Origin of the sequence: Arthrobacter sp. NPDC093125 (assembly GCF_044754225.1) — a bacterium.
In the GTDB taxonomy this organism is placed as follows: Bacteria; Actinomycetota; Actinomycetes; order Actinomycetales; family Micrococcaceae; genus Arthrobacter.
In genome coordinates this window covers 826,455-847,395 of sequence record NZ_JBIVOQ010000001.1, presented here as the reverse complement: position 1 = coordinate 847,395, position 20,941 = coordinate 826,455, and the positions used below count along the sequence as shown (strand labels likewise).

13 protein-coding genes are annotated in these 20,941 nt (G+C 64.4%); 5 read left to right on the top strand and 8 right to left on the bottom strand.

The features are described 5' to 3' along the window. Window positions 1–2: 2 nt before the first annotated feature. The 8 genes from ACIP9X_RS03910 to ACIP9X_RS03875 form a co-directional block, all read right to left on the bottom strand. Complete coding sequence (locus tag ACIP9X_RS03910; RefSeq protein WP_400478395.1) at window positions 3–1,202, bottom strand: MFS transporter; 1,200 nt, start codon at window positions 1,200–1,202, stop codon at window positions 3–5. 190 nt (window positions 1,203–1,392) lie between these two features. Beyond that, window positions 1,393–3,075 (bottom strand): ABC-F family ATP-binding cassette domain-containing protein, encoded by a 1,683-nt coding sequence (locus tag ACIP9X_RS03905; protein ID WP_400478394.1) that lies wholly within the window; start codon window positions 3,073–3,075, stop codon window positions 1,393–1,395. 187 nt (window positions 3,076–3,262) lie between these two features. Further along, a complete protein-coding gene (locus ACIP9X_RS03900; protein WP_400478393.1) occupies window positions 3,263–5,269 on the bottom strand; it encodes a penicillin-binding transpeptidase domain-containing protein in 2,007 nt (668 codons plus the stop codon). An 88-nt stretch (window positions 5,270–5,357) separates the two neighbouring features. Continuing rightward, window positions 5,358–6,797: a phytoene desaturase family protein gene (locus ACIP9X_RS03895; RefSeq protein ID WP_400478392.1), complete on the bottom strand. Its 1,440-nt coding sequence runs from the start codon at window positions 6,795–6,797 to the stop codon at window positions 5,358–5,360. Continuing rightward, window positions 6,790–8,259: a glycosyltransferase family 87 protein gene (locus tag ACIP9X_RS03890; protein WP_400478391.1), complete on the bottom strand. Its 1,470-nt coding sequence runs from the start codon at window positions 8,257–8,259 to the stop codon at window positions 6,790–6,792. The genes ACIP9X_RS03895 and ACIP9X_RS03890 overlap by 8 nt, the downstream gene beginning before the upstream one ends. 69 nt (window positions 8,260–8,328) lie before the next feature. Then, complete coding sequence (locus ACIP9X_RS03885) at window positions 8,329–8,541, bottom strand: hypothetical protein (protein WP_400478390.1); 213 nt, start codon at window positions 8,539–8,541, stop codon at window positions 8,329–8,331. 555 nt (window positions 8,542–9,096) lie between these two features. Beyond that, window positions 9,097–9,678 (bottom strand): histidine phosphatase family protein, encoded by a 582-nt coding sequence (locus tag ACIP9X_RS03880; RefSeq protein WP_400478389.1) that lies wholly within the window; start codon window positions 9,676–9,678, stop codon window positions 9,097–9,099. Further along, window positions 9,679–11,199, bottom strand: coding sequence for a CCA tRNA nucleotidyltransferase (locus ACIP9X_RS03875; RefSeq protein ID WP_400478388.1), 1,521 nt, complete (start codon window positions 11,197–11,199; stop codon window positions 9,679–9,681). It lies immediately after the preceding gene. A gap of 195 nt (window positions 11,200–11,394) precedes the next feature. On the opposite strand from ACIP9X_RS03875, the gene ACIP9X_RS03870 reads away from it, so the two are divergent. The 5 genes from ACIP9X_RS03870 to trxA all read left to right on the top strand — a co-directional run bounded on the left by ACIP9X_RS03870 (window position 11,395) and on the right by trxA (window position 17,806). After that, on the top strand, window positions 11,395–11,895 hold the full coding sequence (locus tag ACIP9X_RS03870) for an NUDIX hydrolase (protein ID WP_400478534.1): 501 nt from the start codon (window positions 11,395–11,397) through the stop codon (window positions 11,893–11,895). 321 nt (window positions 11,896–12,216) lie between these two features. Then, a complete protein-coding gene (murJ, locus tag ACIP9X_RS03865; protein WP_400478533.1) occupies window positions 12,217–14,214 on the top strand; it encodes a murein biosynthesis integral membrane protein MurJ in 1,998 nt (665 codons plus the stop codon). A gap of 175 nt (window positions 14,215–14,389) precedes the next feature. Beyond that, on the top strand, window positions 14,390–16,180 hold the full coding sequence (locus ACIP9X_RS03860; protein WP_400478387.1) for an ABC transporter substrate-binding protein: 1,791 nt from the start codon (window positions 14,390–14,392) through the stop codon (window positions 16,178–16,180). A 306-nt stretch (window positions 16,181–16,486) separates the two neighbouring features. Next, window positions 16,487–17,443: a thioredoxin-disulfide reductase gene (trxB, locus tag ACIP9X_RS03855; protein WP_400478386.1), complete on the top strand. Its 957-nt coding sequence runs from the start codon at window positions 16,487–16,489 to the stop codon at window positions 17,441–17,443. Window positions 17,444–17,479: 36 nt separating this feature from the next. Next, window positions 17,480–17,806 carry a thioredoxin gene (gene trxA, locus ACIP9X_RS03850; RefSeq protein WP_400478385.1) on the top strand — a complete coding sequence of 109 codons (327 nt, stop codon included), beginning with the start codon at window positions 17,480–17,482 and terminating at the stop codon, window positions 17,804–17,806. Window positions 17,807–20,941 lie beyond the last annotated feature (3,135 nt).

Genomic DNA, 20,941 nt, shown 5'->3' with positions numbered 1-20,941 from the left:
TATTACCTTCGGGACGAGAGCGGCTTGGCGACCCCGGCGAGGAGCAGTGCCACCAGGATCGGCGCCCCGATGGCCAGGAGCGCCAAATGGATTCCGGTCAGGTCGCCCAGGTAGCCGAGCAGTGGCGGGCCGGCCAGGAATGCCACGTAACCGATCGTTGACACTACGGATACCCTTGCCGCCGCATGTTTGGGGTCGTCCGCTGCCGCGGACATTCCCATCGGGAAGGCCAGTGCCGCACCGACTCCCCACAGCGCCGCTCCCACCGCGGCGAGCCAGACGTTGCCGGCGAAGACGAACAGCCCGAGTCCTGCAGCGGCCGCTGCCATGCTGGCCCGCAGCACCGCCACACGGCCGTACCGGTCGATCGCGCCTCCCCCGAAGAAGCGCATGGCGGTCATGGCCAGGACGAACAGGGCAAAGAGCAGCGCCCCTGTGGACTCGGAGGTGCCAAGGCCGTCCACCGCGGCCTTCGCGATCCAGTCGTTGCCCGCCCCCTCCGTCAGGGTGGCGCCGAGGACCACCACGCCGATCAGCAGGGTCCTGGAGTCACGCCAGGCGGAGGGACCGCGCGAAGCCTTGGGCTCGCCGTCGGGCCGGGGTTCGGGAACGGCATGCGGGAGAAAGTAGCGCGGCGTGATGAAGGTCAGGAGCGCCACCACTCCCGCAATGACCAGAAGGTGCTGCGGCAGGCCGACGCCCAACCCGGACAGCCCCGCCCCGACCAGGGCGCCGATGAAGGCACCGCCGCTGAACGCCGCATGGAACTTTGGCATGATCGTGCGCTTGAGGCGATGTTCGACGTCGGCCCCCTCCACGTTCTGGGAAACATCCCACAGCCCGATACCTATGCCGAAAAAGAACAGGGCAACAGCGGTGCCGGGAACTGACTCCGCCAGCAGCGAGACGGCGATAGCCACTCCTGCCAGCGCTGCCAGAAATCCGCTCGCCCGCACGCTGTTCGACGTGCCGATCCTGCCGATCACGCGTCCCGCGGTGGGCAGGGCAATCAGTGAACCCACGGCAGTGCACAGCAGCAGCGTCCCCATCTGGCCGGACGAAATGCTGAGGATCTCTGTGACCGCCGGAATGCGGGCTGCCCAGCTGGCAAAAACCAGGCCGTTGGCGCCAAAAATGATGAACGTGGCTACGGCTGCGGCGGATACCTGCCGCTCGGCATGCTGCTGCTGGGTGGTAGTCATCCGATAACTCTAGCCACCACCCGCCGGTTGGGCCTGTCAACAGCGCCGCCAGCGGAAACCGACGCTCCCTCACTTCCCGCCGCCTGATCCCAAACGCTCCCGCACATTTCACGCTTAACGCGCCAACGCTCTCCCAACGGGTGAGAGAGCGTTAGCCAAAAACGTGCAGGAAGTGCGAGAGCGTCGGGGGTCAGCGGGCGCGCTCGACCCGCTTCTCGTCCCACACGGGCTCGTCGGACTCGTAGACCCGGCCGTCGGATCCGAACACCAGGAAGCGGTCGAAGGTCCGCGCAAACCAGCGGTCGTGCGTCACGGCCAGGACCGTGCCCTCGAAGTGGTCGATGGCCCGCTCGAGCGCCTCGGCCGAATGCAGGTCGAGGTTATCCGTGGGTTCGTCGAGCAGAAGGAGCGTGGCGCCGGAGAGCTGCAGCAGCAGGATCTGGAAGCGCGCCTGCTGGCCGCCCGAAAGAGACTCGTACTTCTGTTCCGACTGGCCCGCCAGTCCGTAGCCGTCCAGCGCTCCCGCGGCTGCTTCACGGGCCAGCCCGGAACGGTGCTCGTCACCGCGGTGCAAAATTTCGAGCAGGGTCTTGCCGAGAAGGTCGGGACGGACATGGGTCTGCGCAAAGAATCCGGGGCGGATGCGGGCACCGAGTTTCACCGTGCCTTCGTGAGGCACTTCGGCGATGTCGACGTCGGACACCGGCAGGTGTTCCCGCTCCGGGTCCGTGCCGCCGGTGGCGAGCAGGCGCAGGAAGTGGGATTTTCCGGACCCGTTCGATCCCAGCACGCCGACCCGGTCTCCGAACCAGATTTCGGTGGAAAACGGCTTCATGAGGCCGGTCAGCTCGAGCTTTTCCGCGACGACCGCCCGCTTCCCGGTGCGGCCGCCCTTCAGGCGCATGTGCACGTTCTGTTCGATGGGCAGCGCCTCGGGCGGGCCGACTTCCAGGAACTTCGCAAGGCGCGTCTGTGCGGCGTGATAGCGGTTGGCCATGTCCGAGCGGAACGCGGCCTTGTTCTTGTACATGTTGACGAGTTCCTTGAGCTTGACGTGCTCCTCGTCCCAGCGTTTGCGCAGCTCCTCGAAGCGGGCATTGCGGTCGGCACGGGCTTCCACGTAGGACTCGAAGCCGCCGCCATGCACCCACGCCCCGGCGCCGTTGATACCGGGCTCGAGCGTGACGATGCGGCTGGCAGCGTTGTTCAGCAACTCGCGGTCGTGGCTGATGAAGAACACAGTCTTCTTTGACTCGTTGAGCTTGGCCTCGAGCCAGCGCTTGCCCGGGACGTCGAGGTAGTTGTCCGGCTCGTCCAGGAGCAGCAGCTCATCGGGGCCGGCGAACAATGCCTCCAGCACCAGCCGCTTCTGCTCACCGCCGGAAAGGCTCGACGCCGGGCGGTGCTGGGCGCGGTCGAACGGCAGGCCCAGGGCCGCCATGCACACTTCATCCCAGACGGTCTCAACGTCGTAACCGCCTGCGTCTCCCCAGTCCACGATCGCTTGGGCGTAGCGCATCTGGGTGGGTTCGTCGTCGTGCTCCATCATGGCCAGTTCAGCTTCATCCACAGCACGGGCGGCTGCTGCCAACCCGGCCGGCGCGGCCGAAACCAGAAGGTCCTTGACCGTGGAGTCGTCACGCACCTGCCCGACGAACTGGCGCATGATGCCCATGTTCCCAGACCGGCCAATCACGCCTTCGTCGGGCGTGAGATCACCCGCGATGATGCGGAAGAGCGTGGTCTTGCCGGTGCCATTAGGCCCGATCAGCGCAGTTTTGGTGCCGGCCGGAACCTTGAAGGTCACTCCGTTCAGCAACTGGGTGCCGTCAGAGAGGAAGTAGTCGATGCCGGAAACGTCAATATGGGCCACTGATCCATCTTCCCACGGCAGGATCCAACGCTTTCTCACATCCCGCCGCCAACAGCTGAACCCTCCTGCTGTGAGTGCGGGAGGGTTCAGGAGAGGCTGCAGAACCTGCAGGAGCGTCGGGAAAAAACCCGCCAAAGCTGCAGGAGCGTCGGGAGGAAACCCGCCAAAAGCTGCGGGAGCGTCGGGGTCAGCCGGCGGCCGCGGCCGTGAGGAACTTCTTCAGGAGCGGTCCGGACGTGGTGGCGCCGAGCCCGCCGTCTTCCACGAAGACGGCCACGGCCAGGTCGCCCTGGGTGGCGATGATCCAGGCGTGGGTCTTGGGTGGGTTCTCCTTGCCGAATTCCGCGGTGCCGGTCTTCGCTCCCACGGGTCCGCCGGGCACCTCGGCCAGGAAACCAGCGTGTCCTGACGTCACCACGGCGCGCATCAGGTCCGCGAGCGACGCCGCCTCATCCTTGGTCACGGGCTTCTCGGCCGCCGGGGCGGGGGCCTCTGCGGAGACTGTCGAGGCCGGGGCAGTACCTTCTGCGGACGGCGTACCTTCCGCTGTGGTTGCCGGAGCAGTGCCGGAGGCTGCGTCAGGGTTAAGAACCAGCACCGGCGACACCGGGGCGCCCTTTGCCACGGATCCGGCCATGACAGCGGCAGCCAGCGGAGACATCAGGACCCTGCCCTGGCCGATCATTGCGGCGGCGTGCTCGGTGCCTTCAGCCTCCCCGGGCACTGAGCCGAGGAAGGCGTCGGCTCCCAGCTTCGGTGCCTCAACCGCGACGCCCAGGGACGTGGCAGCCGACTCCAGCTGGGCCTGGGTCACCTTGTCGCGCGCCGCGATGAACGCGGTGTTGCATGAGTGCGCGAAGGCGTCCCGCAGGGTCACCGAACCCAGCGAGTCCTTGGGGTACCCCTCGGCGTTCTTGAACGTGCGGCCGTCCACGGTGAGGGTGGGCGTGCATTCCACCTTCGATTCGGGGCTCAGACCGTTGCGCAGCATCGCGAGGGAGTCCACAACCTTGAAGGTGGAGCCGGGGGCGTACTGTCCCAGCATGGCCGTGTTGTAACCGTTGCTGCCGGGACCCGACGCCGCGGCAAGCACGGCGCCCGTCGACGGCCGGAGGGCCACGATGGCGGAGGCCGGCTTGACCTCAGCGAGGGTATCCTCGGCGATCTGCTGCAGTTTCGGTTCCAGCGTGGTCTTGAGAGGTGTTCCAGCCGAACCCTGGATCTCGAACACGATGCGGCGGGGATCGGAGGGGGCATCCCGGATCTCCGCGGCCGTGAGGTCGGCGCGCTGGACCCGGATGACAATGCCGTCCTTGCCACGGAGCTGGGCGTCGTACTGCTGCTGCAGTCCGCCGGTTCCGATGACGTCGCCGGCGGCCAGCGCGCCGTCAGACTTTTCAATCTGTTCTGCACTGGCTTCACCCACGGTTCCAAGAACGGAACGGGCGAAGGTGCGCGTGGGGGCGAGCGGCAGCTTGTCCGCGATGGCCCGGCCACCGGGAATGGCTTCGATCTCCGCATCGGTCACGGTGCGGCTGCTGTTGTCGCGGAGCGTGATGGCGGGAACAAACGCTTCGGCTCCGGACGCTTCCACCTGCTGGACATACGCGGCAGGGTCGACGCCCACAAGTTCCGCAAGCTTCCTCGCGGAGGCGGCGGCATCAGCACCGTCAAGCTGCGGCTTGTCGATACCCACGTTGATTACGGGGCGGTACGTGACGAGCTGGACGTCCTGGGCACCGAGAATGTCGGCACGCGGCGGGGACTGTGTCGACTTGCTGAGGATCTCGCCCTCGGCAAGGTCCGGCACCAGAATGCCGGGGGACCAGACGGTCAGCCACTTGTCACCGGACTTACGAAGCTGCGCATCGACGGTGTACTTCCATTCCGCCGACTCGATCTTCCAGCTGTAGTTCAAAGGGACGCTGGCGGTGTCCCCGTCGAGCTGGAGCTCGCCCGCGTCAACGGATGGCTTGACCGGCTGCAGGGCCTTGAAAACTTGGTTCAGCTGGTCGTTGGCTACGGCTGAGTCCCGGCCATCGAACGCGACAGGCCGCACGTCGAGTCCGGCCACGGCGGATGCCAGCTGTTTCGCGGCAGCCTCGGCCCCGCCGCGGCCGTCATCACAGGCGACCAAGGCCGTGCCGAGTATGAGCCCGATGAGGGCAAGTGCAAGTGTTTTGGTGTTCCCCATGGCGATATTATCCCCTGTCCAGAGGGCTCTCCCTGCCACGCCATTCCGGGGGCGCCAGCAGCATGCCAGGCGGTAAAAGGAACGCGCGTCAGGCGCCGAGCGCCGGGACCTCCAAGCCAAATATGTCCTTTAGTGCATATTTGGCTGCGTGGAAGCCGGGCATTCCTGTGACACCGGGTCCGGGAGGGGTGGATGAAGAACAGAGGTACACGCCCCTGGCAGGAGTTCTCCACGGCACAGGGGAAACCACCGGGCGCTGCAGCAGACCGCGGGCGTCGAGCAGTCCCGCGCTGAAGTCGCCCCCGATGTAGTTTTCGTTGTACGCAGCAAGCGCGGCAGCCGTGGTCACCTTGTAGCGGACGATTATGTCGCGGAACCCGGGCGCGAACCGCTCCAGCTGGTTGATCACAGCCTCGCCCATATCCATGGTGGATCCTGCGGGAACGTGGCAATAGCTCCAGAGGATATGCCGGCCGTTGGGCGCCCTGCTTGGATCAACGCGGGACGGCTGCGAGACGAGCACGTAGGGGCGCTCCGGGTGCCTGCCCTGAGCGACCTCATGCTCGGCCTGGGCAATCTCGGCCCGCGTGCCTCCAACATGGACCGTGCCGGCGTCGGCAACTCCGGCCCCGGCCCACGGCACGGGTCCGGACAGGATGAAATCCACCTTGCAGGCGGCATTGCCGAAACGGAACGCCTCGAGCGAGCGCCGGTACGAGGCGGGCAGCCGGTTCCCCGCGATCCGGGAAAGCGCCGGGGGAGCCACGTCCAACAGGACCGCCTTGGCCGGCTCCAGGTCGGCCAGCGACGAAACCTTGAAACCTGTCTCAATAACGCCCCCGTGCGCCTCGATGTCCTTCGCCATGGCAGTGGCGATCGCCGCAGACCCGCCGATGGGAATGGGCCACCCGCCCACGTGCGCGAGGGAGTTCAGCAGCAGACCTGCGCCCGCGGCGGCGACCGACGGCAGCCGTCCGACCGCGTGGGCAGCGACTCCGCTGATCAGGGCAGGCGCCAGGTCGTCCCGGAACCTGAGGTTCCACAGCGGCGAGCCCTGTTCAAGCGTGCGGAGGCCCATGATGGCGGCCGAAAACGGATCGGCGGGCACACGCAGCAACTGGTCTGAAGTGGTTTCCACGACGCCGTCCAGGTGCCGGACCAGCGGAGCCAGGAGCCTGCGGTAGGCGCGGCCGTCACGGCCCAGTTCGTCGGCGGTGCGGTCAAGGGAACGGTACGCCAGCGCGGCGCGGCCGCGGGCCAGCGGCGAAGCGAACTGGATCTTCGGCAGGGCAAGCTCAACGCGCCGGGGCAGTTCGAAGGCCTTGAAAAACGGGGAGGCCAGGGCCATGGGATGCACGGCCGAGCAGACGTCGTGCCAGTGGCCGTCCGCGATGAGCTGCGTGGTCCGGGTACCGCCGCCGATCTCTGCAGCGGCCTCGTAGACACGGACCTTCAAACCGGCTCGTGCCAGGACCACGGCGGCTGCCAGGCCGTTGGGGCCGGAACCTACGACGGCGGCGTCAGGCATTGCGGTCCGCCTTCTGCCAGGGAAGTACCGAGGCTGCGGGACGCAGGATGTCCAGCCGAAGGCGGTCGGGCGCGCCGTCGAAGGGCCCCCCTTGGGGATCATCGGCGAAATGACGGCGGATGGGGTCACTGCGCGGGTCCCAGATGTCGAAGACCACACGCAGCATCAAGTATGCCGTGGCCAACATATGGGCTGCCACGGCGAGGACGTAGTACGGCATGTCGATGTTGTGCTGTGAAGGCCCGCCGCTGGTCATTTGGCCAAGATACATCCAGATGGCGGCCCAATGCAGCCCTTCAATTGACTGCCAAATCAGGAAGTCGCGCCACCGCGGCCGGGCCAATGCCAGCAGGGGGACCAGCCAGATCACGAATTGCGGCGAGTACACCTTGTTGGTCAGGATGAACGCCGCCACGATCAGGAACGTCAGTTGCGCCAGCCGTGGCCGCGACGGCGCGGTCAGTGCCAGCACGGCAATGGCCACGCAGGCCAGGAGGAACAGGTTCAAGGCGAGCGTGTTGATGGTTTCCGGTGTGAGGACGCCGGCGCGCAACCGCTCGGCCACGAGGTTGTAGGCGAACCATGGCGAACTGAATCCTGCCGTCCGGTCCTGGCTGAACTCAAAAAAGTATGTCCAGCCGCTTCGGTCCCTGAGCGCAAAGGGAACGTTGACGGCCAACCACGTTCCGACTGCAGCGGCGGCAGGGACAAGGAAGGCCCTGACCCTGCCGCTGCGCAGGGCCAGCAGGAAGATCGCACCGAAAACCAGCACCGGATAGAGCTTGGTGGCAGTCCCCAGCCCGATGAAAATCCCGGCCAGCACCAGCTGTTCCTTCGAGAAGAAGTACATGCCAAGCGCCAGCAGGGCCACGGCCCACATGTCCCAGTTGATCATCCCGGCCAGGATGATGCCGGGCGCCAGGGCAACCATGGCCGCATCCCAGGGGCGCCGCCCTGCCATGCGCGCAGTGGCCAGGACGGTGACGATCCAGACAGCGGCTACCAGCGCCGCATTGAGATCGAAATATCCCAGCACACGCTCATCAGTGACGCCTGTTCCGGGCAGCAGCCAGGCTGTTGCTCCCGCGATGAGGCCCATCAGCACCGGGTACTCAAACAGGGCTCCCGCGGTGAAGAACGGGAAGACACCGTCGCCCAGTCCGCGGCTGCGGAACAGTTCCGGAAAGTCGGAGTAACAGGTGGAGTAAAACTGGGATGGCGTTGCCCAGCCGTTGACCCGGCAGTAGTTCTTGACGGCGATCCCGGCCAGGGCGGCGAGCACGGTGAGGATGACGAGGACCCGCTCCACCGTAAAGAAACCAGGGGCGATGAGCCCAGGCGCCGAGCGCTTACCCAGCGGGCCACCGACCAGTTCCGTGAAATTCTTCAGCAGACGGTCGCTGCGGCTTGGAACCACCAGGCGCGCACGCTTTCGATGGGGCGGCGGCTGAGTCTCCTGCATGGCTTCGAGCTTACCGGGACGGAATCATGCATCGGATGTCCGTTGAGACCAAAAACATGCGGCAAAGAATCAGCGCAGGCTGCTCATCTGCTGCTGCATCAGGGCATAGACATCTTCCCGGTTCTCGTCCAGCAACTGACCATCGAACTGCTGCTGCCGGCGAGGATCGGAACTGAGGCTGGCAAGAAGCTTCACAAGTTTACGGAGCAACGCATTCACCTCCTTCCGGAGAGGGATGGGACGCATGAATTTGGGCAGACTTTTCTTGCGGGTTTCGGGCATGACAAATAAACCCCTTCGGGAAATCTAAAAAAGACGGAATGAACGCAAGGGATTAGGCATTACCGCGCACGGAAATACCGGAATGGAACAAGGAACGCGCGTCAGCCAAGGGACCAGAAATACTCAGAGCAGGCGCACATAAAAGGAGATGCCTGAAGGCCCCAGGACACCAGCCCGCAAAAGACCGATGGCATCGGACGCGCTCAAGAGACTGGAGCAGCTCCCTGTTAGGCCGCGTCCCGCTGAGTCACTGTCCTGCTAACCCCTGCCAACGGGCCCGGGGCTGGAAATCAGGAAGCCGTGTGGCTGCAAAGAGGGCGCAGGGCAGCGGCGGAGGCCGGGAACGCGGTGATGGTCATCTTCCATCCGCTAGTCAAAGTAATCATTTTCCCAACCTCCTTTTCCGCTCAGCCATTGGCCCGGCCGACGGGCCGGGCAAAGGCGCCTGGACCCCGGCAGATGGCCGGAGCGTCAGGAATAAAAGTACACCGGGAATGACATGTCTGGCTAGTAATTCAGCAAAACAAATTCAGGGAATTTCCAGGAAGAGTATTCCTAGAGGCCCCAGCGAAGAATGGCAGGTGTTCTCTTGTCCCAGCCCAGGGTGCAGACCTTTGCGGTCCCCAGGATGAAATGACGGCCTTCTTCGGGAGGGAGTTCCAGCCATCGCGCTGTGAGGATGCGGGAGAAATGGCCGTGCGCCACGATCAGAACGTTGTCCAGTCCCGATTCAAGGACGCGCCCCACGATCTTGTCCGCCCGCGCGGCCACGTCCTGCAGGGCCTCGCCGTTGGGAACGCCGTGTGTCCAGATCAGATAGTCAGGGTTGTCCTTGCGGATCAGATCGGAGCTGATGCCCTCGTAGTCGCCGTAGTCCCATTCGACGGCGAGCGGCTCATGGACTGCGTCCGGGAAGCCGGCCAGCTCAGCGGTTCTGCGGGCCCGCCGCAGCGGGGACGTCAGCACGAGGTCAAAATCCACGCCCTCCAGGACTTTGCGGGCCTCCACCGCCTGCTGTTCGCCCTCAACCGTCAGCGGAAGATCGGTCAGCCCCGTGTACTGGCCGCTCTTAGACCACTCGGTCTCACCGTGCCGCAGAATCCAAAGCTGGGGACGGGCGATGTGGGCGGAATTCACTTAGGACTCCTCGGATTGGGACGGTTCGACGGCGGTGACGGGCGTTGCGGGTCCGGTCGCCGGCGATTGCAGCTCTTCTGACGCTGATTCAGGCTGTTTCGCCCACCAGGCGCGCAGCTTGGACTCTGCGTCCGCCGGCTCCAACGGACCGTTTTCCATCCGTTCCTCCAGCAGGAACTTGTAGGCCCTGCCCACCACCGGACCGGGCTTGAGCCCCAGCATGGCCATGATCTGCGCGCCGTTAAGGTCCGGGCGCACTGCGTCCAGCGACTCCTGCTCACGCAGCGCCGCGATCCTGTCTTCAAGATCGTCATAGGCGAAGGCCAGCCGTTCGGCCTTGCGCTGGTTGCGCGTGGTGACGTCGGACCGTGTCAGCCGGTGAAGACGCTCGAGCTGCGGCCCTGCATCCGTGATGTACCGGCGCACCGCAGAGTCAGTCCATCCGGCGTCCCCGTAGCCGTAAAAGCGCATGTGGAGCTCCACAAGGCGGGCTACTGCCTTGATGGTGTCGTTGTCGAAGCGAAGGGTCCGCATGCGCTTCGCCGTGAGTTTGGCGCCCACCATGTCATGGTGGCGGAAGCTGACCGCACCGCCCGGTTCGAAGCGGCGCGTAGCCGGCTTGCCGACGTCGTGCATCAGCGCCGCGAACCGCAGCACAAAATCGGGACCCGGCACCGCGCCGCCGTCGTCAGTCTCCAAAGCGGCCGCCTGCTCCAAAACCTGGAGCGAGTGCTGGTACACGTCCTTGTGGCGGTGGTGCTCGTCGGCCTCAAGGCGCAGCGCGGACACCTCGGGCAGCACGAACTCGGCCAGGCCGGTGTCCACGAGCAGATCCACGCCCACCCGGGGATGCCGGCCGCAGATGAGCTTCACGAGTTCGTCGCGGACGCGTTCGGAGGAGATGATGCCGATCCGGTCAGCCATCTGGGTCATCGCGAGGCGCACGTTCTCATGGACGGAGACGCCCAGCTGGGATGCGAACCGCGCCGCACGCATCATGCGCAGGGGGTCGTCAGAGAAGGAAGCCTCAGGCGCCCCCGGAGTGGCCAGCACGGACGCGTGGAGGTCGCGGACTCCGCCGAAGGGGTCAACCAGTTCCATGGTGGGCAGCCGCAGGGCCATGGCATTGATGGTGAAGTCCCGGCGCAGCAGATCATCCGTCAGCGAGGTTCCGAAAGCCACCACGGGCTTGCGGGATTCCGGGTCATAGGCCTCGGCACGGTAGGTCGTGATTTCGATCTGGAAGCCGGCCTTGCGCATGCCGATGGTGCCGAAGGCGCGGCCGATCTCCCAAAAGTTGTCGGCCCACTTCTTGATCAGGGCCACAGTCTGGTCCGGCGTGGCGTCGGTGGTGAAATCGAGGTCGGGAGAGGTACGTCCCAGGAAGAGGTCACGGACCGGTCCGCCGACGAGCGACAGCTCATGCCCCGCGTCCACGAAGCGCTGGCCGAGCTCCAGGACCACCGGGTCCACTTGGAAATCGACGGTGTGGAGATCAGTCTTTTGATGTGCGTGCGCCATAGTTACTTAAGCTTGTCAGAAAACCAAGCCCAACAGCACCAATCATGCTGAACCGCGGGGCCAGGGCGGAATCGACGTCACACGCAGTCCACCTTCAAGCCATGTTCCAGTCATCATCACGGGGCAAGAGTCGTTAGAGTGGACTGCATGGCCCATCCAGTACCGAGCGCCCCCGGCAGGAGGACAAACCCACCGCTGCCGTCGGCAATCGGTGCTCACGTCGCGCCTGCACCGCACTCGGCACCGGCTGCCCTCCCAACGGTTGAGGAAATCTCCGCCGGCGGCGTCGTGGTGGACACGTCCGACGGCGAACTGAGGGTTGCGATTATTGCCCGCCTTAATAGGGGCGGCCGTCTGGAATGGTGCCTGCCGAAAGGCCATCCCGAGGGGCGGGAAAACAACGAGCAGGCCGCCGTGCGCGAAATCGCCGAAGAGACCGGCATTGACGGAAAAATCCTGGCTCCGCTGGGCAGCATCGACTACTGGTTCACCGTAAGCGGCCACCGGGTCCACAAGACGGTCCACCACTACCTGCTGCGCGCTACCGGGGGCGAGCTCACCATCGAGAACGATCCTGACAAGGAAGCGGTGGATGTTGCCTGGGTTCCCATTCACGAACTCGCCCGGAAACTCTCGTTTCCGAACGAGCGCCGCATCGCGGACCTTGCCCGCGAAGTCCTGCCCGAACACCTCTAGATCCTTCGGAGCCCTGTCCACCGCCGCGGGTTACCGCAATATGCCCGGCCGGGTGAGACGATGAAGTCGATGTCAGCAACCAATTCCTCACCTGAGCAGCCCGGACAGTTCGGCAATCCCGGACAGCCCGGCGAGTTCGACCACCCCGGTGAGTTCCGTCAGTCCGGCGAAACGCCTCCCGGTCTCACTCCTGCCGGCGAAGCAGCTTCGAGCGCGGTCCCGGATGCATCAGCCGGTGCTGCGGCCGGGGTAGGAGCGGACGGCACTGCGGACGGCACCGCAAGTGGCGCGCAGCCGGGCGAGGCCCGGTCCAGCGCCATCATGGCGGCCGGAACGCTGGTGTCGCGCATCCTGGGCTTCGGCAAGACCTGGATGCTCGGCGCCGCGCTGGGTCTTGGTTCCACGGTCAATGACACGTTCATCAACGCCAACAACCTGCCCAACCTGATCTTCCTGCTCGTCGCCGGCGGCGTCTTCAACGCCGTGCTGGTGCCGCAGATCATCAAGGCAAGCAAGGCGCCGGACAGGGGAGCGGACTACATCAGCCGGCTCCTTACCCTGGCCGTGCTGGTGCTGCTGGCGCTGACCTTGCTGGTGACGCTGCTGGCGCCGTTCGTCATTGAACTGACAACGCAGGGCTATGCGCCCCAGCAGAAGGCCCTCGCCGTCACCTTCGCTTTCTGGTGCCTGCCGCAGATCTTCTTCTACGGCCTCTACGCGCTCCTCACGCAGGTCCTGAACGCCAACGGCGCCTTCGGCCCGGCCATGTGGGCACCCATCCTGAACAACGTGGTGGCCATACTCGGTCTGGGCATGTTCATCTGGATCTTCGGCGCCAACGTGGCCAATCCCCACACGCTGGACAACTGGGGCGACAGCCAGACCTTCCTGGTGGCCGGCTTCTCAACACTCGGCGTCATCGCCCAGACCGCCATCCTCCTGATCCCCGTTTTCAGGCTGAGGCTGGGCCTGCGGCCGCGCTTCGGCTGGCGGGGAGTGGGACTGGGCCACGCAGCAAAGTTGAGCGTCTGGACGCTCCTGACGGCCGCCGTCGGACAGCTGGCCTTCCTGTACGTCATGCGCATTGCCACCATCCCGGGTGCCGAACGGCTCCGCCTCCAGAAGGCCGGCAACCTCGACGCTGCGGCACTGCTGCCGGGTAACGCCGTCCTTGAGGTGGCCAGCCAGCTGTATCTGCTGCCGCACTCGATCATCGCGCTCTCACTCGCCACGGTGTTGTTCAACCGCATGACCCGCGCCTCGCAGGACGGAAACCGGGACGAACTGCGCAATGCACTGTCGCAGGGCCTGCGCACGATGGCCGTCGCAACCGTCTTCGGCGCCCTGGCCCTCTTCGCCCTGGCCGGCCCGCTCGGCATGTTCTTCTCCGGCGGCCTCCGGACCGACGGCGTCATGCTGGCCCAGACGCTGACCATCCTTGCACTCAGCACGCCCTTCATGAGCGCCAATTTCATGATGTCGCGGGTCTTTTACGCCAACGAGGATGCACGGACCCCGTTCTACATCCAGCTGGTCCTGGCGCTGGTGAACGTCGTGGCCGCCTTCTTCATCCAGTTCCTCCCGATCGACCAGATCATCTTCGCCATCGCCATTCTTTACACAGGCGGAAACATCCTCTCGGTGATCGTCAGCGCGTTCTTCCTGCGCCGCCTCCTCGGACACCTGGACGGGCCACGGATTGCCAACTCGTACATACGTATGGGCTATGCCGCGCTCGGCTCGGCAGTTGCCGGCGCCGGTGCGCTCTGGCTGCTTGGAAACTACAGCCCGGTCGGCTTCGTCTGGACGAACCGGCTGACAGCGCTGGTGACCATCGTCGTCGTCGGGCCCGTCATGCTGGCCGTGTACCTGCTGCTCCTGAAACTGTTCCGCGTCACCGAGCTGCAGGACCTCCTCCGGCCGCTGCTCGGGCGGCTGGGCCGGGGTGCCGCTGCACCCGTTGCCGCACCCGGCGGTGATTCCGGCGGTGCAGCTTCCGCTTCGGGCCGGGCTTCCGCTCCGGCTTCTTCAGAGCGTCCGACGGCGGAACGTGCCACCGTCTCCATGGACACCGGATTGATTCCCCGGATCTCCGGCGAATTCGACTCGGCGTCCTTCCGTGCGGGGCCGGCGCCTCTGCCCGAGCGGGAAGAGACCGGAAGCCGCGGCGAGGCGACATACTTGCCGGAGGAGGAGCTGCCCGGCAGCACCCGCGGAGGCAGGCTGCGGGACGAAATCCCGCTGCCCGGACGGCGGACCTTCCAAGGCAAACCCGGGCAAAACCCGTACTTCAGGCCGGGCCGCAAGAGGAAAAAATAAGTCGCCTGCCGGGGCGCCTCCGGCCTTGTATCACGCAACCGTTGTTCCCCATCGGATAGGATCGAAAGAGAACAAGGGTAGTTGCGGGTCAGGGATTAGCCGGCGTGCCGGGGGTCTTGCCGGGGCCACGGGACCCGAATACCCGCGCAACTCCCGGACAGCCTAGGAGGAACACGTGTCCCACCCGATCGATGTCGGATCAGTACTTGGCGGCCGCTACAAGGTCACGGCCACAGTACTGACCTCGCATGACCAGGATCTGGTGCTGGATGGTGTGGACCAGGTGCTTAACCGGCCTGTCAGCATCCTCGTGGCCGGCCCGCACAACGCCGACCAGGTTGCCCAGAGCGCCCGCGAGGTGGCCACCGGGGAACGGCCCGGCAGTGTGCAGATACTCGATCTTGGCGTCAGCGACTCCACCACGTATCTCATCACCAACCACACGTCGGCAGCGGACCTGCTGGACCTCGTGGTTGCCTCGAATCCTCCCTATGTGGAACCCTTCTTCACCGACACGCTGGGCAGTGAGATCTTTGGCCAGCCCCGCTCCCATGAGCCGGAAATCTACGACGACGAAGAAGAAGTAGACGCCGGCTACATCGACTACGGCAATGGCCACCGGAGTCACGTCAGCCCTTACCCGGCTGCGGTTCCCGGCCACGGTTCCAGGCAGGCTGCTGCTGAGCGGACCGCGGAAGACCGTGGTGCCGGAACTGCTGACCACGGAGCCGTTGCCCCCGGAACTGTTACGCCTGGAGCCGCGCAGGCGGCCGGTGGCAATGCTGCAACTGCGCCCGTCCGCAAAGCGCCAGTTGTGCCGCCTCTTCCGCCTGCCCGCCCTGGTGCTTCGGCCGTGGGCCGAAGTTCCTCTGCCGGCGCAGGTGCTGCCGGCGCGGCAGCCGGCGCGGCTGCTGCCGCAGGAGTTGCCGCGGCTAACCAGGGCAGGCAGCGCACCGACGCTCCTGAGACCACCGGCGTTCCCGAAAACACTGCTCCTCAGCCCGTGCAGCGCGAGAACGTAGAACAGGCACTCCTGCAGCGCGAAGGGAACCGTTCCGGGAATTTCGCGGGTGCCGCCAGCCACTCTGAGGGCGCGGGTGCGGGAAACGGGCCGGACCAGCCCAAAGTCTCGCTGTGGTCGCAGGACGACTATGACTACCCGCCTGAAGACGACTACACGGAAGACGAGTACGCCAAAGACGGCGGCGGTCGCCCGGACAGGCCTGCCGGCAGCTTCCCGGCAGCCGCCCGCACCGGCGGTGCTGCCGCCGCTGCCGGTCACGACTACAACGATGATGAGGACGAACGCCGAAGTGAACCGCGATCCATGCGGTGGCTGGTCGGCGGCCTGCTCGCCGCAGTGCTGGTAGTCGGTCTGATCTTTGCCGTCACCAACCTGGGCAGCCTGTTCAAGACTGCACCGCAGTCGCAGGCTACTCCGGACGCCTCGGCATCGGCTCCTGCCCCCACCGCAGCGGCAACGCCGTCGCCGAGCCAAAGCACAACAGCGGCCGCCGGACCGCCCGCCGTGGAGGGCGTCACCCGCCTCGGGGCCTTCGACTTCGCCTCCAACTACGACAACGACCTCGCCAAGACGTTCGACGGAAACGGCGCCAGCTACTGGTCCGACATGGAGTTCGCAACGGATAACTGGGGCGGTTTGGCTCCGGAAGGCGTTCCGCTCGTCGTCAAGCTGAAGGAACCGTCCAAGATCTCCTCAATCACCCTGAACCAGCTGGGTGCATCAGGAGGAAACATCAGCGTATTCACCAACGACCAGCCATCCCTGGACGGTGCCAAGCAGGTGGGCACCAACAGCTTCACCTCGCCGGACCTCACCATGCCGCTGGCTGAGCCGGTCACGGCAGAGTACGTGATCGTCTCGATCAAGAACCTGCCAAGGCTTGCGGCGCCGAAGACCCGATACGGCTTCGGTCTGCGGCTGGCTGAAATCAAGGTTCAGTAGCGCAGTTGAGTCTGCCCGGGACCGGGATGCCCGTCACCTTCGTTCCGGGCGATGCTCCGGGTCTACGGCCAGCTGAGGGTGTGACCAGTCATCGAGGGGCTATCCCTGGTTGTTCTCAGGGTAACGAGGCGCCCTCGAAGTGCCGGAGACGGTAACCTTGGGGAGCGTCCTGGAATAGCGTGCGGTGCTGCGGGGCAGCTGTGCCGCGCCTTCCACAGCGTCTGGAATATTCGGCACTGTCAATCAGTTGTGCCATGTGGCCGGCCGAAAGCTGGCTCATCGACTAAGGAAGAGGTTCACCGTTCAGTGAGCAACGCAGAAAGCACCGCGTCAGAAGTACGTGATGTCATCATCGTCGGCTCCGGTCCGGCTGGGTACACGGCAGCTGTTTATACGGCTCGCGCCAACCTGAAGCCGTTGCTTCTGGCAGGTTCGGTAACTGCCGGCGGTGAACTGATGAACACCACCGACGTCGAAAACTACCCCGGCTTCCCTGAGGGCATCATGGGTCCGGACCTGATGGAGAACTTCGAGAAGCAGGCTGTGCGTTTCGGCACCGAGATCCAGTTTGAAGACGTCACTGCCTTGGACCTAGAGGCCGACATCAAGACCGTCACGATCGCCACGGGGGAGACATTCCGGGCTCGGGCAATCATTCTGTCCACCGGATCCGCCTACCGTGAGCTTGGCTTGGCTAACGAAAAGCGCCTCTCGGGTCACGGCGTTAGCTGGTGTGCAACCTGCGACGGTTTCTTTTTCAAGGACCAGGACATCGCTGTCATCGGCGGCGGCGACTCGGCAATGGAAGAGGCCCTGTTCCTCACCAAGTTCGCCAAGTCGGTCACCGTCGTGCACCGCCGGGACGCCTTGAAGGCTTCCAAGATCATGGGTGACCGCGCCCAGGCGCACGAGAAAATCAACTTCATTTGGAACACCGCCGTGGAGGATGTCCTGGGCCAGGAGAAGGTGACCGGCCTGAAGCTGAAGAACCTGCTTGACGGGACGGAGTCCGAACTGCCTGTCACGGGTGTTTTCGTCGCCATTGGCAATGATCCCCGCACCGAGCTGGTCAAGGACATCCTCGACATCACTGACGCCGGCACCATCGCAGTGGAGGGGCGCAGCTCGCGGACCAGCATCAAGGGCGTTTTCGCAGCCGGCGACGTCGTGGACCCGACTTACCGTCAGGCCATCACCGCATCCGGATCCGGCTGCGTCGCCGCAATCGACGTTGAGCACTACCTCGCCGGGCAGCACGCCTGACCTGCGCCACACCATTCGAAGAGAAAGACAAGGGTTATGAGCAACGCTAAAGACGTAACAGACGCAAGCTTCAGCACCGACGTGCTCGCCGCGGACAAGCCGGTAATCGTCGACTTCTGGGCGGAGTGGTGCGGCCCCTGCCGCAAACTGGGTCCCATCCTGGATGAGATCTCCGTGGAGTACAGCGAGAAGGTGGAGGTCGTGAAGGTGAACGTGGATGACAATCCTTCCATCGCAGCCGAGTACGGCATCACTTCCATCCCGGCGGTCTACCTGTTCCAGGGCGGCGAGGTGAAGAGCACCGTCATCGGTGCCAAGCCAAAGCAGTTCTTCGAAAAGGAATTCGCGGACGTACTGTCCTAGCTAACGAAACAACTGCTCTGTCAGTCGGGTACAGTCGGTCGGTTTAGTCAGACCGCTCCGTCAGACAACAGTGCTGTGGCCATCGCTCCAGGGGAGTGGTGGCCACTTTCGTTTCCTGCCGGCTTTTGGTCACAGGCCCTGGGGCACGCCAGCGCTTCCGGCACGAATTGTGTCCACGCGATTTGTGTCCATGGCCGGGTGCCGTGATGTGACTGTGGCTGCCTGCAGTGCAGGTGCTCCTGAGGTCTATTCCTAGCCTCCGGTGTTCGCCGTTTGAGGCAGAAGACAGACATACGGCCGAGAAGTGAGCTAGGGCAGAGGCTTCTTCCTGCATGGGATTGTGATGAACCAACCGTGTCAGTTTTATTTGTCCCGATGTTTTTTCGCCACGGCATCAGCCTGTCGAGGGGCCTAGGATACACTGCTCCCCACCTTCGGTAAGGGGCAACGAACACTGTTTAGCGCAGCGGCATGGATTCATGTCGTAGGTAGAGCAGCGTGTACGCCTCGGCTCGTGGAGCAGACCCAGAAAAATTGGCTGCTCTGTGCCTATGGTAGGCGTGCTTCGATTGGACTCCCCTGAAGGGCTGTCTGTGGCGCCGATGGGATATCGCCTTCAACCTTCCGGAGCAGCAGCAGGAGTACCCCCTTGCCTGGGCTGCTACGTACTGTCCCCTTGGCCGCCGCGCTCGGGGGAGCATCTGTAAGCGGGCCGACCCGTGCGCGTAGAAAGGCCGGCTCCGCTGCGCCGCACGGACGCCGCCTCCGCGAAGGAAGGCCCGTATTTCTCATGCGATGTTTCACGTGAAACCAGTTCGGTCAATCTTGGATGATGCGCTGAATCAGGACGGTATGTGCCCCTGCGGGCCCTAGTCCGCGAGTCGTCAGCTTCCTGAAATCAAGTCCTGCTGCCCTCTCAGGTCGCTGACGAACTCCTATGGCCGATCACAGGCGACCACCCATGGTCGGATTCCCCGTACCTAGACCATGCTGGCGGGCGAGGGCAGACAACAAGGCACTGCTGCCAGTGGAGCATCGTTTGTCGCCATCGTCTTCGATGAACGCGCAGGAGACAAACCCGCGACCCGCTTTATCCCGCATCCAGCTCTCCAAGGCACTCGTGGTGGTCCAAGGGCTTCCTCCGGAATATGCGGGCAGCGGTGCTCCCGCCCCGGAGAATCGACGGCTCGGAGCGCCGCAGCCCGTCAGGCCAATAGCTTCCTGACACCCGCGACCGCGGGGTCAGGGTCATTTAAGCCGGGCCCTCGGGGTGGCCCGTTTCACGTGAAACATTGGCAACAAGGGCAGTCGCGACGAATATCCCGCTGCCGAGCCACACAACGAGCGGACGACTTCGCAACCTCGGATGGGCGTAAACGGTACGAAGTAGACCGAAAGAGGCAAGGGGCTCAGTCGCACCAAAGGAGCCACCCGCAAAGGAACCTACGGCCAAGATCGTGCGCGCCTCCCGAGGGGTTGTGCGCCGGCAAGCCGAAGAGCGCACATCCGGTCCAACTCCAAGGCGGGAATGACGAAAGACGCAAATTCGCTGAGAAACGCAGAACCAAGTACCAGGGGCCCGAAGCTTCGTTTGCGCGTCCGCCCCGCCCCACGTGCGCTTGGTGTGCTCTCCCGGCCCTCAAAGGCAAGCCCACTACGCATCCTTCTACGGCTAGCTACACAGCACCGCATTAGGGGCAGGCCGTACAGGTGGCCGGGCTAGACGCAAAAGGTGCGCGGCCGTCCTGTCCAGCCCTACAGGGGTAGGCCACAGTGCTGCCGCGGCTGCGTAAAGTGAAATGTGATCCCCGCTCAACTGCGACTGGAAGGGTCATCTTCCCCACGATGCTTGCGCATGTGCATGTGAGCTCAATTCGACGAGATCGCTGAACCAAGCGGACATCCGGCACGAAACCGTCCGAGGAGACCAGTAGGAAGTGAAGTTCGGAAACGGAGCACACCTGGGGCCCTCTTTCTTGAGGGGTCGGGGATGAGCGCAACACATAAACAGGCGCGCTGGCCCATTCCGGCCAGTTGAGACAATCCACAGACGGCTCCTGCGGCCGCGATGCGCTACTAGTGCGAAGCGGTGGAATACGTCGAACCCAGTGTTTCACGTGAAACGTCGGTGGTTCTGGGCTCTTGGCCGGCACGACCGTACCGCAAGCCGCGCGTGACTGTCCCAATTCGGTAAGGCAGTCGCACGAATGCATTTAGTCTGGTCTGTCATTCCGTAACCACGAACGATCAGCCTTACCGTCCTCAAATGGCACAGGGAACGAGCCCAGAACCCTCGCCTCAGACTCCGCGTGCACGGGTCATATGGCCAGAACATTGGTCTACAACCCCGTCGGCGCCCGCTGGCGTGTGTATCCCGTTACCTCTTTCGAATGGGCCATGACCACCACGACCATCGAAGTACTAACGCCGAAAGTGTGAAGCGGAGCCCCCAGCGCAGTTCAGTGGCCGGCCTGGTTCACCGTACCAAAACAGCCTCGATGCGAATTCCCGGGGAAACGGGACGACTAATTTTTCGGGGACCTCAACAATCTAAGTACACTAGGCGCTTTTGCTTGTTGTTTTCACTTATGGTCGGACCAAGGTAATAGGACAAGAGAAAAGGCACAACGCGCGGGCCAGGCAGCGTTCTAACAGGACTGTGGAACGGGAGGCCTACGTGCGGCTCGGACGATGTGAAGGCACTGAAATAGCTTCAGCCCGCACTGGGGGGTGTCCGAACGCAGCCGTTCGAGCAAGTGCCTAGACTGCGACCCTTCACCCGTCGGCGAGGAACAGCGTGCAGGTCCCCGACGGCCGTCACAATCCAGCCCGTTGCATAAGCACAACATTTTCGCCCGGGCCCCGCGGTTCGGGAATCCTGGGCTGGTTTCCGGGCATCCGACCGCAAGCGCCGGGCCTGAGCGCGGCGTTTCCGCGCCGCTGCGCAGCTGAGATCTAACCTGCTCACGCCACCACGTTTCACGTGAAACGGAGAACGGATAGCGGATGGAGCGATCTCGAGCAGTGCTTGGTCGCGTTGGAGCTCGGACTACTGCCGGCATTAGGACACGCCTATCGCTTACCCGATCCACATAACTGCCACTCTCGCAATATATGTTTCACGTGAAACGCCCC

What these genes read in the sequence shown, in the direction of transcription:
- murJ (WP_400478533.1), top strand. Translation starts at nt 12,217, where the DNA reads ATGGCGGCCGGAACGCTGGTGTCGCGCATCCTGGGCTTCGGCAAGACC.
- ACIP9X_RS03900 (WP_400478393.1), bottom strand. Translation starts at nt 5,269, where the DNA reads ATGGGGAACACCAAAACACTTGCACTTGCCCTCATCGGGCTCATACTC.
- ACIP9X_RS03875 (WP_400478388.1), bottom strand. Translation starts at nt 11,199, where the DNA reads ATGGCGCACGCACATCAAAAGACTGATCTCCACACCGTCGATTTCCAA.
- trxA (WP_400478385.1), top strand. Translation starts at nt 17,480, where the DNA reads ATGAGCAACGCTAAAGACGTAACAGACGCAAGCTTCAGCACCGACGTG.
- ACIP9X_RS03895 (WP_400478392.1), bottom strand. Translation starts at nt 6,797, where the DNA reads ATGCCTGACGCCGCCGTCGTAGGTTCCGGCCCCAACGGCCTGGCAGCC.
- ACIP9X_RS03890 (WP_400478391.1), bottom strand. Translation starts at nt 8,259, where the DNA reads ATGCAGGAGACTCAGCCGCCGCCCCATCGAAAGCGTGCGCGCCTGGTG.
- ACIP9X_RS03885 (WP_400478390.1), bottom strand. Translation starts at nt 8,541, where the DNA reads ATGCCCGAAACCCGCAAGAAAAGTCTGCCCAAATTCATGCGTCCCATC.
- ACIP9X_RS03910 (WP_400478395.1), bottom strand. Translation starts at nt 1,202, where the DNA reads ATGACTACCACCCAGCAGCAGCATGCCGAGCGGCAGGTATCCGCCGCA.